General features: G+C 73.2%; 15 protein-coding genes. 10 read left to right on the top strand and 5 right to left on the bottom strand.

What is annotated here, in order from left to right; translation table 11 throughout:
* The first annotated feature begins 205 nt into the window (after positions 1-205).
* Entirely contained in the window at positions 206-349 is a 144-nt protein-coding gene (locus LB823_RS00865; RefSeq protein ID WP_224644871.1) for a hypothetical protein, read from the top strand.
* A gap of 36 nt (positions 350-385) precedes the next feature.
* On the opposite strand, the gene LB823_RS00860 is transcribed toward LB823_RS00865, so the two are convergent.
* Positions 386-1,009, bottom strand: a complete 624-nt coding sequence (locus tag LB823_RS00860; protein ID WP_224644870.1) for a TetR/AcrR family transcriptional regulator — start codon at positions 1,007-1,009, stop codon at positions 386-388.
* Between the two features lie 60 nt (positions 1,010-1,069).
* On the opposite strand from LB823_RS00860, the gene LB823_RS00855 reads away from it, so the two are divergent.
* Genes LB823_RS00855 through LB823_RS00845 form a run of 3 tightly spaced genes read left to right on the top strand, consistent with a single transcriptional unit; the run spans position 1,070 to position 4,337 of the window.
* Positions 1,070-1,960 (top strand): SDR family oxidoreductase, encoded by an 891-nt coding sequence (locus tag LB823_RS00855; RefSeq protein ID WP_224644869.1) that lies wholly within the window; start codon positions 1,070-1,072, stop codon positions 1,958-1,960.
* Complete coding sequence (locus LB823_RS00850) at positions 1,957-2,874, top strand: patatin-like phospholipase family protein (RefSeq protein WP_224644868.1); 918 nt, start codon at positions 1,957-1,959, stop codon at positions 2,872-2,874. Before LB823_RS00855 ends, LB823_RS00850 begins: the two co-directional genes overlap by 4 nt.
* A complete protein-coding gene (locus LB823_RS00845) occupies positions 2,871-4,337 on the top strand; it encodes an NAD(P)/FAD-dependent oxidoreductase (RefSeq protein WP_224644867.1) in 1,467 nt (488 codons plus the stop codon). Before LB823_RS00850 ends, LB823_RS00845 begins: the two co-directional genes overlap by 4 nt.
* Positions 4,338-4,340: 3 nt before the next feature.
* On the opposite strand, the gene LB823_RS00840 is transcribed toward LB823_RS00845, so the two are convergent.
* Positions 4,341-4,550: a sigma factor-like helix-turn-helix DNA-binding protein gene (locus LB823_RS00840; RefSeq protein WP_224644866.1), complete on the bottom strand. Its 210-nt coding sequence runs from the start codon at positions 4,548-4,550 to the stop codon at positions 4,341-4,343.
* 150 nt (positions 4,551-4,700) lie between these two features.
* Between LB823_RS00840 and LB823_RS00835 the strand changes: the two genes are divergently transcribed.
* Genes LB823_RS00835 through LB823_RS00810 form a run of 6 tightly spaced genes read left to right on the top strand, consistent with a single transcriptional unit; the run spans position 4,701 to position 10,071 of the window.
* The gene (locus LB823_RS00835; protein ID WP_224644865.1) at positions 4,701-5,585 is read left to right on the top strand and encodes an SDR family NAD(P)-dependent oxidoreductase; all 885 of its coding nucleotides are present in this window, start codon (positions 4,701-4,703) and stop codon (positions 5,583-5,585) included.
* The gene (locus LB823_RS00830; RefSeq protein ID WP_224644864.1) at positions 5,582-7,150 is read left to right on the top strand and encodes an AMP-binding protein; all 1,569 of its coding nucleotides are present in this window, start codon (positions 5,582-5,584) and stop codon (positions 7,148-7,150) included. Before LB823_RS00835 ends, LB823_RS00830 begins: the two co-directional genes overlap by 4 nt.
* Positions 7,147-7,926, top strand: a complete 780-nt coding sequence (locus tag LB823_RS00825) for an MBL fold metallo-hydrolase (protein ID WP_224644863.1) — start codon at positions 7,147-7,149, stop codon at positions 7,924-7,926. Before LB823_RS00830 ends, LB823_RS00825 begins: the two co-directional genes overlap by 4 nt.
* Positions 7,923-8,648: a dienelactone hydrolase family protein gene (locus LB823_RS00820; protein WP_224644862.1), complete on the top strand. Its 726-nt coding sequence runs from the start codon at positions 7,923-7,925 to the stop codon at positions 8,646-8,648. Before LB823_RS00825 ends, LB823_RS00820 begins: the two co-directional genes overlap by 4 nt.
* Entirely contained in the window at positions 8,645-9,445 is an 801-nt protein-coding gene (locus LB823_RS00815; protein WP_224644861.1) for an MBL fold metallo-hydrolase, read from the top strand. The genes LB823_RS00820 and LB823_RS00815 overlap by 4 nt, the downstream gene beginning before the upstream one ends.
* Positions 9,442-10,071 (top strand): TetR/AcrR family transcriptional regulator, encoded by a 630-nt coding sequence (locus LB823_RS00810; protein ID WP_224644860.1) that lies wholly within the window; start codon positions 9,442-9,444, stop codon positions 10,069-10,071. Before LB823_RS00815 ends, LB823_RS00810 begins: the two co-directional genes overlap by 4 nt.
* Here LB823_RS00810 and LB823_RS00805 read toward each other — a convergent pair.
* From LB823_RS00805 to LB823_RS00795, 3 genes are read right to left on the bottom strand one after another with little or no spacing between them, the layout of a single operon-like run.
* Complete coding sequence (locus tag LB823_RS00805) at positions 10,068-10,811, bottom strand: sulfite exporter TauE/SafE family protein (protein WP_224644859.1); 744 nt, start codon at positions 10,809-10,811, stop codon at positions 10,068-10,070. The genes LB823_RS00810 and LB823_RS00805 overlap by 4 nt on opposite strands.
* A gap of 43 nt (positions 10,812-10,854) precedes the next feature.
* On the bottom strand, positions 10,855-11,874 hold the full coding sequence (locus LB823_RS00800; protein WP_224644858.1) for an agmatine/peptidylarginine deiminase: 1,020 nt from the start codon (positions 11,872-11,874) through the stop codon (positions 10,855-10,857).
* On the bottom strand, positions 11,871-12,848 hold the full coding sequence (locus LB823_RS00795; RefSeq protein ID WP_224644857.1) for a nitrilase-related carbon-nitrogen hydrolase: 978 nt from the start codon (positions 12,846-12,848) through the stop codon (positions 11,871-11,873). Before LB823_RS00795 ends, LB823_RS00800 begins: the two co-directional genes overlap by 4 nt.
* Between the last annotated feature and the right edge of the window lie 76 nt (positions 12,849-12,924).

The following is a 12,924-nucleotide window of genomic DNA, read 5'->3' as shown; positions in this document are numbered from 1 at the left end:
GCGTTCGGAGCGACTGTACACACATTTGGGACAGATCTGAATAATCTGTCCCATTGCGGTTCGGTTGCGGAGACCCCGCGGCCGAGACCCCACGCTGCTCGGGCCGCTCGGGCCGGCGCTGTGTGAACATCCGGTGAATCCGTCCGCGACCGGCCCCGCGACGGCTAATCTTCAGTTCGCTTAATGGCGGATTGAGGTGAATGACATGACCCCTGGTGACCGCGTGCAGTTGCGCGACGAGGTGCTCGGATTCGGAACGGTGCTCAGCGCCGACGACGAGGCGGTGTCCGTCAAGCTCGACGACGGCCGCGCCGTGGCAGTGCACCGCGAGGCCCTCGTCCTCCTGTGAGCCCGATCGCGGCCCCGGACGCGGGTGGTTCCGCCGCTAAGAACCGGCCGCCGCCAGCATCATCAGCGTGGCCCGCATGGACTCGATGACGGGCTCGGTGGCGATGGTCGGATCGATCGCGCGCTGAATACCCAGCCCGATCCCGGCCGAGAGCAGCAGTTCCGCGGCGGATTCGAGCGTGCTCCGCAGGTGCGGTTCGATCTCCTCGGCGCCGGACTCGCCCCGCACCAGGTCGACGAGCATCTCGACGACGGTGCTGCGCGCCGCGGCGCGGAGCTCCACGATCATGGCGAGCAGGTCCGGATCGTTGCGGGCGACGGTGATGAACTCGAGTTCGAGCATCGTCCAGCCCACGTCGCCGGCGGTCCGCTGCACCCAGTCGGCGAGCAGATCGATGCGGTCCTGCAACTGCCCCTCACCCGTGACCACGCCGGCGAGCTCGCCGATCTTCTCGTCATGGATGGCCTGCAGCACCTCGCGGCACAGGTTCGGCTTGTCGACGAAGTTGGAGTAGACGGCACCCTTGGAGTACCCGGCCCGGTCGGCGATGTCCTCCAGGCTCGCGGCGGCGTACCCGACCTCCAGGAAGCGATCGCGCGCGGCGATCAGCAGGTCGGCGCGGGTTTGCGCGCGTTGTTCCACCCTGGTCAGCCTGGCCACGGGAGAAGAATACGCGACAGGGTATTCAAAAACTCGCAGTATTCGGATACTGTCAGTCACATGAACCTGTTCTCTTCTCGCGACCACCTCGCCCGGCTCGACGGTGCGCTCGTCGTCATCACCGGCGGCGCCCGCGGCATCGGTGCTGCCACCGCCCGCCTCTTCGCGCAGCACGGCGCCCGCGTCGTGCTGGCCGACGTCGACCTCGACGTCGCGGAGACCACCGCGGCGACGATCCCCGGCGCGCGCGCCGCCCGCCTCGACGTCACCGACCGCGCGTCCTGGGCGGCGCTCGTCGCCGACCTCGACGCCCCGGTCGACGTCCTGATCAACAACGCCGGCGTCATGCCGCTCGGGCACTTCGAAGAGGAGTCGGAGACCACCACCGAACTCATCCTCGACGTCAACGTGCGCGGCATGCTCAACGGCATGCGCGCCGTGATCCCCGGGATGGCCGAGGCCGGCGGCGGCCACGTCGTCAACGTCGCGTCGATGGCCGGGATGATCCCGATCCCCGGCATGGTCACCTACAACGCCAGCAAGTTCGCCGCGCTCGGGGCGTCGCTCGCCGCGCGCCGGGAGTACGACGTCGCGGGCGTCGCGGTCTGCGCGATCCTCCCGTCGGCGGTCCGCACCGAACTCTCCTCCGGGGCGCAGCTCGGCGGCGCCCTGCCCACCGTCGACCCCGAGGACGTGGCCGCCGCGATCCTCGACACCCTGCGCACCCGCGCGGCGCGCACCTCCGTCCCGAAGTGGGTCGCCCCGGGCTGGAGCCTCGTCGAGGCCTTCGTTCCCGAGCCGATCGAACGCCTCGCGCGCAAGCTCCTCGACGACCGGCGCACTCTCGATCTCGACGCGGCCGCCCGCAAGGCCTACACCGACCGCATCGCCCGGCAGGCCACCGACCACGCGGACCACGCCGCCCTGACCGACGGGGAGGCCGCCCGGTGACCCGCGCGCTCGTGATCGGCTGCGGCGGCACCATCGGCGGGGCGTGGACCATCGCCGCGCTGGCCGCGCTCGAGGAGCAGCTGGGCTGGGACGTGCGCGAGGCGGACGTGCTCCAGGGCACCTCCGCCGGCTCGGAGATCATCACCGCCCTGCAGGCCTTCTCGGTCCAGGACCTCGTCGCCATGCAGGAGGGGCGCGCGGAATCGCCCGTGCTGCAACACCACCTCGCCGCCACGCCGGCGCCGCTGCCGCGGATCCCGTTCTCGCTGCCCGCCGACCCGTCGACCCTGTGGACCCGGCGCGGCGGGCACGCGCCGCTGACCGGCGTCGCCCCGCGCGGGCGCGGTGATGCGACGTGGCTGCAGGAGCTCGCCGACGCCACCGTCGGGCCGGGTGCGCTCGTGCCGCCGAAGGCCCGCCTCGTGGCCTACGAACCCGCCACCGGCGAACGCGTCGCCTTCGGCGCGCCCGGAGCCCCGAAAGCCACTGCCGGCGAGGCCCTCCGCGCGTCGTGGGCGATCCCCGCGTGGATGCCGCCCGTCGAGATCGAGGGCCGCACCTACGTCGACGGCGGCGCCGCCTCGACCGCCTCAGTCGACCTCATCACCCCGCAGGACGCGGACGAGATCGTCGCCGTGGTCTCCATGGCCTCGGCGCCCGGCGTCCGCGGCCCCGGCCTCGGCGGCCTCGTCGAGTACGCGGCGCTGCGCCGCCCCATGTCGGCCGTCTTCTGGGGCGAGGTCGAACTGGCGCGGGCCCGGGGGCAGAAGGTCACCGTGATCTCGCCCGACGGTGCCGATCTCGCCGGCCTCGGCCCGAACTTCATGGCCCGGAGCAAGCGCGCCGAGGCGTTCGCGGCCGCACAGCGCACCGCTCCGCTCGCCGTCCGTCGCGGACTGGAGGAGGCACGATGACCGAGCCCCGCATCGTGGTCATCGGCGCCGGCGTCGCCGGCATCTCGACCGCGCACGTCCTGCAGGAGCAGGGATTCACCGACTGGGTCGTCCTGGAGAAGGGCGCCGACGTGGGCGGCGTCTGGTTCTGGAACCACTACCCCGGCCTCACCTGCGACGTGCCCTCGCAGATCTACCAGTTCGCCTTCGCCCCGAAGCCCGACTGGGAGAAGATCTGGGCCACCGGCCCGCAGATCCAGCAGTACCACCGCGACGTGGTCGAGCAGCTGGGCCTGCAGGACCGGATCCGCTGCAACACCGAGGTCCTCGCCGCCGAGTTCGACGACGCCTCCGCCACCTGGTCGCTCACCCTGAACACCGGCGAGACGATGACGGCCGACTTCGTCGTCTGCGCCACCGGCGTTCTGCACAATCCCGCGATCCCCGACATCGAGGGCCTCGCCGACTTCGAGGGCGACGTCGTGCACACCGCACGCTGGGACGACTCCCTGGTCACCGAGGGCCGCAGGATCGCAGTCATCGGCACGGGATCGACCGGCGTGCAGGTGGTCTCGGCGCTGCAGCCGAAGGCGAAGCACCTCACGCACTTCGTCCGCTCCCCGCAGTGGGTGCTGTGGGCGCCGATGCGGCTGCCCCAGATCGGGCTCGTCTCGGAGCTCTTCAAGCGGGCGCCGAAGGTCCTCGACCAGGTGCACCAGGGCCTGCTCTGGGGCTCGGGCATCCTCGCCGACATCGCGACGAAGCCGTCGTGGCGGCGCAGCGCGGTGCAGGCGTACGCCCGACTCTCGCTGCGGGCGCAGCTGCCTCCGGCGCTGCGGAAGGACCTCACCCCCGAGGACGAGCCGCTGTGCAAGCGGCAGGTCGTCTCCGGTACGTACTACTCGGCGCTCAAGGCCCGCAACGCCTCCCTGGTGACCGACGGCATCGAGCGGATCGAGCCGACCGGCATCCGGACCGTCGACGGGCAGCTCCACGAGGCGGACCTCCTCGTGCTCGCCACCGGCTTCCGCGCACACGACTACATGCGGCCCATGCGGGTGACGGGCCGCGACGGCGTGAAGCTCGACGACGCCTGGGCCGACGGTCCGCGGGCCTACCGCATGACGGCGATCCCCGGCTTCCCCAACCTGTTCACCGTCCTCGGCCCCAACTCGCCGACGGGCTCGATCTCCCTGCAGTTCTCGGCCGACCTCACGGCGAGGTACATCGCGCAGTGGCTCGATCGGTTCCGCCGCGGCGAGGTCCGGACGATGGAGGTCACCGAGGAGGCCACGGAGGGGTTCAACCGGCAGGTGGCGGAGGCCATGGGCCCGACGGTGTGGAACACCGGCTGCAACTCCTGGTACTTCACCGAGGGCGGGTCGATCGACCTGTGGCCCTTCGACCGGAAGACCATGGTGCGCATGCTGTCCGCGCCCGACGACGCGGACTTCCACGTCCGACGGTCCGCCGACCGCACCTGACGATCACGGCGTCCCGAGGCGGGCGCGGAGGACGGAGAGGGCCCGGTGCTGCGTGAGCAGCACCTGGCCCTCCGTCATTGTGAGCACCTCGGCGCACTCGGCGACGCTGCGCCCCTGCACGATCCGCAGCAGCAGCACGATCCGCAGCTCGTCGGGCAGGCGGTCCACCAGGGACGCGCGGGCGCGCGACGGCGCGGCATCGGAGTCGATCATGTCGTGATCCTCCGATCCGCGTGCGGCGAACGTTCCTCCGCGCGGTCCCGATTCCGTCCCGATCGTGTCGCAGCCTCTTGACAGCGCGCCGGCGACCCACCATTCTGAACAGAGTTCAGATACTGAACCTCGTTCAGATTGGAGGCCGTCATGGCCGCATCCTCACTCCTCGGGCGCCTGTCCAGCCCCCGCCGGGAGACCGATCCGCACCGCCTCGCGAAGGCCGTCGGCGGCCGCACCGTCCTCGTCACCGGCGCCTCTTTCGGGCTCGGCGCCGCCACGGCGGAGTCGTTCGCCGCCGCCGGTGCCACCGTCCTGCTCGTCGCGCGCACCGCCGACAAGCTCGACGAGGTCGCGGCCCGGATAAGGGCCGACGGCGGTACCGCCCACGTGCTGCCGGCCGACCTCACGGACCAGCGCGCGGTCGAGGACCTCGCCACTGCGATCCTCGACCGGCACGGCGCGCCCGACATCGTGATCAACAACGCCGGCAAGTCGATCCGCCGCTCGCTCACCCTGCAGCTCGACCGACCGCAGGACTTCGAGCGGACCGTCGACATCAACTACCTGGGCCCCGTCCGGCTCCTGCTGCGCCTCGTCCCCGCGATGACCGAGGCCGGCGGCGGGCGGATCGTCAACATCTCGACGGTCGGCGTCCGCATGCACCCCGGGCCGCGGTGGGGCGCGTACCAGGCGTCCAAGGGCGCCTTCGACACGTGGTTCCGCAGCGTGACACCGGAACTCCGGGCCCGGAACATCAGCACGACGTCGATCTACATGGCGCTGATCCACACCCGGATGAGCGCGCCGACGCCCAGCATGCGCCGGCTCCCCGGCCTCCACCCGGAGCACGCCGCGCAGATCGTGGCCGCCGCCGTGGTCGACGGCCCGCGCTCGCTGGCACCGTGGTGGTCGTGGCCGCTCGATGTTGCCTCCACGGTCGCGGGCGGCGCCTTCTCCGCCGCCTACACGCTGGCCTTCCGGTTCGGCGAGGACTCGCCCTCGGCCCGTGCGAACGCGGAGGCGCTCCGATGAGCGCCGTCCCCGAGATCGTCCGCGCGGCGCTGGGTTCCGGCCTGCTGGTTCCGCCGCCGCCCCACCGGTGGCCCGCCGTCGCCCGCGGGCTCGGCTCCGGTGCACCCGGATTCGTCACCCTGCTCCGCTTCGCCGCGGCGCGCGCGCCCGGTCGGATCGCGCTCGTCGTCGACGAGGGCGCCCTCACCTACGGGGACCTCCTCGCCGAGGTCGGGGCCGCGGCGACCGCTCTGCACCGGAGCCACGGCGTCGCACCCGGGGAGACGGTCGGCGTCCTGTGCCGCAACGGCCGACGCTTCGTCGTCGCCCTCCTCGCGACGGCGTCCCTCGGCGCCGACGTCCTGCTGCTCAACACCGACTTCCGCGGCCGCGCCCTCGCCGCGTCGCTCGAGGGCCACGCCGTGCGGCTCGTGATCGCCGACGAGGAGTTCGTCCCCGCCCTGGGCGAGATCCCCGAGACCACGATCGCCTCGTCCGCCCTGCGCGACCGCTGGGGCACCGTCGACCCCGCCCCGCGCGAGGCGCGACTCATCCTGCTCACGTCCGGGACGACCGGCACTCCGCGCGGCGTGCCGCGCGATCCGGCACCGTCGACCCTGCTCGGCATGACCGCGAGCGTCATCGCCCGCACCGGCGCGCACGTCGGCTACCGGACCGCGGTGGCGGTGCCCTTCTTCCACGCCTTCGGCCTCGCCGCGCTCGCCCTCACGCTGGGCCTGGGCGGCACCGTCATCACGCAGTCGCGCTTCGATCCAACGGTCGCGCTGGACCGGGCGGCGACGCACCGCGCCGACGCCCTGATGGTGGTCCCCGCGATGCTCGCCCGCATCCTCGAAGCCGCACCGCCCGAGAGCGTTCCGCCGGTCGTGCTGAGCGGCGGTTCCGCGCTGCTCCCCGCGCTCGCGGACCGGTTCACCGCCCGCTTCGGCGACGTCCTGTTCAACGGCTACGGCTCCTCCGAGGTCGCGCTCGCGACCCTCGCCACGCCCGACGACCTGCTGCGCGCCCCGGGCACCGTCGGCCGGCCGGTTGCGGGGGCCACCGTCCGGGTCCTCGACGACGACGGTGCGCCCGTCCCCACCGGGATCACGGGCCGGATCTTCGTCGGCGGCCGCCCGGCCGTCGGCCGGTACACGGGCGGCCCCGACAAGGCCCGCGTGGGCGCGCTGATCGCGACCGGCGATCTCGGCCACCTCGACCGGCACGGATTGCTGCACGTGGCGGGCCGCGACGACGACATGATCGTCAGCGGCGGCGAGAACGTCTACCCGCGCGCCGTCGAGAACGCCCTCGCGGCGCACGCCGGCGTCGCGGACTCCTGCGCCCTGGGCGTCGCCGACGCGCAGTACGGCCAGCGCCTCGTCGCGCTCGTGGAGGCGGCGGATCCTGCTCGGCCGACCGGGGAGGCGCTCCGCGACTACCTGCGCGGATACCTGTCCCGGTTCGAGCAGCCCCGCGACATCCACTTCGTCGCGGCGGTCCCCCGCAACGCCGCGGGCAAGGTCGACCGGCGCGCGGCCGCGGCCCTGCTCGCGACCCTGGAATCCGAGGGGGCAGCCCGATGACGGTCCACCTGTTCGACGTGGCGCCGCTGCGCCCCCTGGGCGGCGGGGAGGTGCCGACCCTCGCGCTCGTCGTGGTCGACGGTGACCGCGTGCTCGCCGTCGACGCCGGCTTCCCGGCCTCGGTCTTCGAGGATCCGACGCTGATCGGCTTCGAGCGCTTCTTCCTGCGGCTGCCGCACCGCCCCGAAGCGTCTCTGCTGCACCGCCTGGAGTCGATCGGGCTGCGGCGCGAGGACCTCACCGACATCGTGCTCACGCACCTGCACAGCGAGCACGCCGCCGGGATCGTGGACTTCCCCGACGCCGCCGTGCACGTCGCCGCGACGGAGCTCGAGACCTCCCGGTCCGGCTCGCTGCGCGCGCGGATCTCGTACCGCTCCCGGTTCTTCGCGCACGGCCCGCGGTGGCGCCCGCACGCAGGGACGGGCGAGTGGCTCGGCGTCGGCGGCTGCTCGTGGATCACCGACGACGTGGTCCTCGTCCCGCTCCCCGGGCACACCGTCGGGCACTGCGGCGTGGCGGTGCGCCACGGCGACGCCTGGCTCCTGCACACGGGCGACGCCGGCTACGGCGACCCCCGCACCGGCGCGCCCGCCGCGTTCCCGCTCGCCCAGTACGAGAGGATCTCCATGGCCGCACCGGACCTCCAGGCGACCACCCGGGAGACGTTGCGGCTCCTCGCCGCCCGCGACGACGTCCACACCGTCTCGTCGCACCGATACCCGCCCCGCCTCCCGCTCGCCGTCGCGGAGGCCACCGAACGGAGTCCCCGATGACCGTCACCATCGAGCGCGTCACGATCGACGCCGAACCCGCACCCTTCGAGGCGCTCCTCGCGCGACCGTCCGCGCCGGGCGGCCCGCGCCCCTCCGTGCTCCTCGTGCACGACATCACGGGCGCGGAACCCGACATCGAGCGGAACCTCCGCATCGTGGCCGACGCGGGCTACCTCGCGATGGCACCGCTGCTGTTCACCGCGGGGCCGAATCGCCTGGGTTGCATCGTCTCCACGATGCGCTCGCTCGGCACGGGCAAGGGACCCGCGTTCGCGGTGCTGGAGACCGCTCGCGGCGCCCTGGCCGCCTACCCGCTGTCGACCGGCGAGGTCGCGATCACCGGCTTCTGCATGGGCGGCGGCTTCGCCCTGCTCGAGGGCGACGACCGGTACGTCGCGGCGGCCCCGTTCTACGGGAGTCTGACCACCTTTCGGGCCGTCACGGCGGACACCTGCCCCGTGGTCGGATCCTTCGGCGCCCGGGACCCGTTCCTCCCGTTCGGCGAGCGGCGCCTGCGGCGCGTCCTCGACCGGCACGGCGTCCCGTCCGACCTCAAGACCTATCCCGGCGTGGGCCACAGCTTCGCCAACCGGATCGACTCGGCGCCCGACGCGGTGCTTCGGGTCATGGGCCTCGGGTACGACGAGGCCGCCTCGGCCGACGCCTGGTCCCGCGTCTTCGCGTTCTTCGCGGCGCGTTTCGCGGACGGGGGCGCCGCGTGATCGACCGGGTGCACCACCTCAACTGCGGCACGCTCCGGCCCGTCGGCGCCCCGCCCATGGTCTGCCACGTCCTGCTCCTCGAGACCGACGCGGGGCTCGTCCTCGTCGACGCCGGAATCGGGCTGGCCGACATCGCGGCGCCCGCGGCCAGGCTGGGCGGCGGCCTCGCGCGGGTGATCAGGCCCGACTTCGCCGCCGCCGAGACCGCCGCCGCCCAGGTGGAGGCGCTCGGTTTCGTCCGCGCCGACGTCACGCACATCGTCGCCACGCACCTCGACTCCGATCACACGGGCGGGATCGACGACTTCCCCGGCGCGACCGTCCACGCCACCGCGACGGAGCTGCGGTCGGCGCGCGGGGCCCGCGGCCTTCCGGCCGCCGTGCGGTACCGGCCCTGGCGGCATTCGCCCGAACCCGCTGTGGCGGCGTACGACGACTTCCGCGAGGACTGGTTCGGTTTCGCGGCGGCGCGGCTGACGCCGTTGGGCGACGACGCGCTCCTGGTACCGCTGCCCGGCCACACGCCGGGCCACGCGGGGATCGCGGTGCGATCCGGCGACGGCTGGATCCTGCACTGCGGCGACGCCTTCTACCACCGCGCAGCCGTTCTCGGCGGGCCCGTGCCCGCCGCGCTGCGCGCCGGCCAGTTCGTCTCCGCCACCCGACGACGGGAGGCCCGGGCCACCCGGGACCGGCTCGCGGAGACCTTCGGCGACGGTGCCGGATCCGTCCGACTGCTGTGCGCGCACGATCCGGTGATGTACGACGCGGCGGCGCGAGGCAGTATCGAGGGGTGAACAGGAGCAGGCCCGCCACGCAGTGGGGCGACCGCGACCAGCGCCGGATCGACATCCTCCGCGCCGGCGAGGAGCTCCTGCGCAGCGGCGGATACGCCGCCCTCCGCATGCGGGACGTCGCGGACGGCGCCGGGATCTCGCTCGGCACCGTCTACACCTATTTCGCGACCAAGGAGAACCTCTTCATCGGGGTCTTCGCCGAGCACGTGCTGCGGATGACGGAGCGGCTGCGCCCTCGGCTCGAGGAGGCGTCCGACTTCGTCGAGGTGTTCACGGCGGCGGCGAACGAGTACCGCGACGGCTATCCCGTCTTCGGCAGGCAGTTCGACGCGCTCGCGCTGGTCGAGACCGCGGACGCGTTGCAGCCCGCCGTGGAGCAGGGCCTCCGGGACGCGACGGCCGGCCTCATCGGCGCGCTGGGCGAGGCCCTCGTCCGTGCGGGGTACGAGGGCGACCTGCGCCCTGCGATGGCCGTGCTGTGGTCGGAGGTCACCGGCCTCGCGAACCACTACACGACGGAGCGCCGGGAGTTCCTGGACGTGGGCTGGGACGAGGCCGTGGCGTTCGCCGCCCGGACCCTCGGCCGCGGACTCGGCATCGTCGCCCCCGCTGAGGGCCGCACCTAGAACCACACGCGGGCGAGCCAGGCCGCGAGGCCGAGGCCGCAGATCGCGACCGCGACGCGCAGCTTCCCGGCGTCGATCCGCGCCACGACGGGCGGGCCGCACCAGCCGCCGGCGAAGCCGCCGATCGCCATCGCGATCGCCGCGGGCCAGTGCACGGGCCCGAACACCGCGAAGCCGAGGGCCGCCGCGAGGTTCGCGAGGCCGAGGGCGTAGCTCTTGAGCATCGCTGCGCGCCACAGGGGTTCGGACGTGGCCAGCAGCGTGAGCGCCAGGATCATCACGCCGGCGCCCGCGCCGAAGTAGCCGCCGTACACGGCGACCAGGAAGACGCCGACCGGGTAGAACCGCGCGAGCCGCTGCACCGCGGGGCGCTCGTGGAGGTGCGGCTGCAGCAGGATCGCGATCGCCGCGATCGCGATGAGCGCCGGCACCACCCGCTCGAAGGTGCTCCCCGGCGCGAGGAGGAGCAGCGCGGATCCGGCGGTCCCGCCCGCGATCGCGAGCACGGCCAGCGTGCGCATCTGCGCGCGGTCCTTGGCGAGCTCCGAGGCCGACGAGGCGATCGATCCGCCGCCCACCGCCACCATCGCGACGGTGTTGGTCACGTTGGCCGCGACCGGGGAGAGGCCGAACGCGAGCAGCGCGGGGTAGGAGACGATCGAGGCGAGCCCGGTGATGTAGCCGATGAGCCCGGCCCCGAACCCGGCGACCACCAGCGCGGCCACCGTCAGCGCCGTCATCGGCTCCCCATCGTCCGCACTGTACTGCGCGAACGGCGTCGGTTCAGACCGCGGGCTGCTGCTGCGTAATGCAGTGGATGCCGCCGCCGCGTGCGAACAGGGGCCGCGCATCGACGGTGACGATCTCGCGGCCGGGGTAGGCGGCCGCCAGGACCTCCACCGCCACGGCGTCGTTCGGGTCGTCGAACGAACAGGCCACCACCGCGCCGTTGACCACGACGTGGTTGATGTAGCTGTAGTCGACGAAGCCATCGTCGTCGCGGAGCACCGTCGGGGCGGGGACCGAGAGCACCTCCCAGGCCCGGCCCGCGGCGTCGGTCGACCCCGCGAACGTCTCCCGCAGGGCGGCGCACCGCGCGTGGTCGGGGTGCGACGGGTCGCGCTGGTCGTGCAGCAGGACGGTGCCCGGCGACGGGATGGTCGCGACGATGTCGACGTGGCCGCGGGTGCCGAAGGTGTCGGAGTCGCGGGCGAGCCCGAAGGGCAGCCAGACGGCGTGCGTGGCGCCGATCGTGCGCACCATCTCGGTCTCGACCTGCGCCTTCGTCAGGCCCGGATTGCGGCCCGGATCCAGTTGGACGGTCTCGGTCAGCAGGACGGTCCCGGCACCGTCGACGTTGAGGCCCCCGCCCTCGTTCACCAGCTCCGACCCGAGGTACTCGGCGCCGGCGAGGTCGGCGACGAACCTCCCGATCCGGCTGTCCCGGTCCCAGGTCGCCCAGGACTGGCCGCCCCAGCCGTTGAAGATCCAGTCGACGGCGCCGAGCCGGCCGGCCTCGTCGACGACGAAGGTCGGGCCGATGTCGCGCATCCAGGCGTCGTTGAGCGGCGCCTCGACCACGTCGACGCGGCTCGACAGGTACCGGGCCGCGGCCGCGCGCTCGGCGGGATCGACCACGACGGTGACGGGCTGGAAGTCGACGACCGCGTTCGCGACCGCGGCCCACGTGGTGCGGGCGGAATGCTGCTCCTCGGCGGTGTCGCCGAGCGAGTAGCCGGCCGAGGGGTAGGCCATCCAGGTGCGGACCTGGGGCGCCGTCTCCGACGGCATGCGCCACGTCACTTCGCACCTCCCAGCGGGCCGTTCGCCTCGACGGGCTCGACGAGCGGGCCGTAGGTGTCGGGCCGGCGCGTGGCGAGGAAGGGGAACAGGGTCAGCCAGTCGCGCCGCTGGTCCAGGTCGAGGTCGGCCACGAGTACGGCCGAGGCGTCGCGGGGCGCCTCGACGAGGATGCGGCCGTACGGGTCGGAGATGAAGGAGCTGCCGTAGAACGTGATCGCGCCCTCGTTCCCCCACCGGTTGGGCACCACCATGAAGGTGCCGCTCGATATGCCGTTGCCGACGATCACCTGCCGCCACAGCGGGGCGGTGTCGAACGCGGGGTGATCGGGCTCGGAACCGATCGCCGTGGGGTAGGCGATGACCTCGGCGCCGCCCAGGGAGTACGCCCGCGCGACCTCCGGGAACCACTCGTCCCAGCAGGTGGGGAGGCCGAAGCGGGCGCCGCCGAGCTCGGCGGGCGCGTGCACGGGGTACGGGTCGGCACCGTCGGCCTGCGCCGGGCCGCGGAGGAAGTAGGTGTCCTCGTAGTAGCCGGCGGTGACCGGGATGTGCAGCTTGCGGGTGCGGGCCAGCAGCTCGCCGGACGGGGAGACCATGATCGCGGTGTTGTAGCCGAGCGGCTCCGCGTCGGGGTGGCGCTCGTAGAGCGAGGCGTGCACCACCACGCCGTGCTGCTTCGCCGCGGCGGCGGCGAGGGCGAAGGTGGGCCCGGTCAGCAGGTCCTCGGCGAGGGCGCTGGGCTGCGCGCCGCCGCGCTCGAACGCGGGGTAGCGCAGCAGGGTGATCTCGGAGAGGAAGACGACCTTCGCCCCCGCCCCGGCCGCCTGCCCGATGGCATCGGTGAGCTCGGCCGCCAGCAGCGCGGCGTCGTCGTGCCAGCGGTGCTGCACGAGCGCGACGCGCAGCGGCTCCCGCTCGGGGGCGTCCACGCGGGCGGGCGACGCCGGGATCCCCGGCGCGACGATGAGCTCCATCTCGGTTCCTCCAGAATTTATCGATAGGCTTTCGATAAACGATAGCCCCGGGTGACCGCTGCCACAAGAGGCAAAT

This window comes from Tsukamurella sp. M9C, assembly GCF_020169415.1.
Taxonomy (GTDB): Bacteria; Actinomycetota; Actinomycetes; order Mycobacteriales; family Mycobacteriaceae; genus Tsukamurella.
The sequence above is the reverse complement of the archived record's forward strand: the minus strand, read 5'-3'. Positions and strand labels throughout refer to the sequence as shown.

Bases quoted from the DNA above. Each gene is read 5' to 3' on its own strand.
- LB823_RS00845 (WP_224644867.1), top strand. From the start codon at position 2,871: ATGACCGAGCCCCGCATCGTGGTCATCGGCGCCGGCGTCGCCGGCATC.
- LB823_RS00855 (WP_224644869.1), top strand. From the start codon at position 1,070: ATGAACCTGTTCTCTTCTCGCGACCACCTCGCCCGGCTCGACGGTGCG.
- LB823_RS00865 (WP_224644871.1), top strand. From the start codon at position 206: ATGACCCCTGGTGACCGCGTGCAGTTGCGCGACGAGGTGCTCGGATTC.
- LB823_RS00825 (WP_224644863.1), top strand. From the start codon at position 7,147: ATGACGGTCCACCTGTTCGACGTGGCGCCGCTGCGCCCCCTGGGCGGC.
- LB823_RS00840 (WP_224644866.1), bottom strand. From the start codon at position 4,550: ATGATCGACTCCGATGCCGCGCCGTCGCGCGCCCGCGCGTCCCTGGTG.
- LB823_RS00820 (WP_224644862.1), top strand. From the start codon at position 7,923: ATGACCGTCACCATCGAGCGCGTCACGATCGACGCCGAACCCGCACCC.
- LB823_RS00805 (WP_224644859.1), bottom strand. From the start codon at position 10,811: ATGACGGCGCTGACGGTGGCCGCGCTGGTGGTCGCCGGGTTCGGGGCC.
- LB823_RS00835 (WP_224644865.1), top strand. From the start codon at position 4,701: ATGGCCGCATCCTCACTCCTCGGGCGCCTGTCCAGCCCCCGCCGGGAG.
- LB823_RS00830 (WP_224644864.1), top strand. From the start codon at position 5,582: ATGAGCGCCGTCCCCGAGATCGTCCGCGCGGCGCTGGGTTCCGGCCTG.
- LB823_RS00795 (WP_224644857.1), bottom strand. From the start codon at position 12,848: ATGGAGCTCATCGTCGCGCCGGGGATCCCGGCGTCGCCCGCCCGCGTG.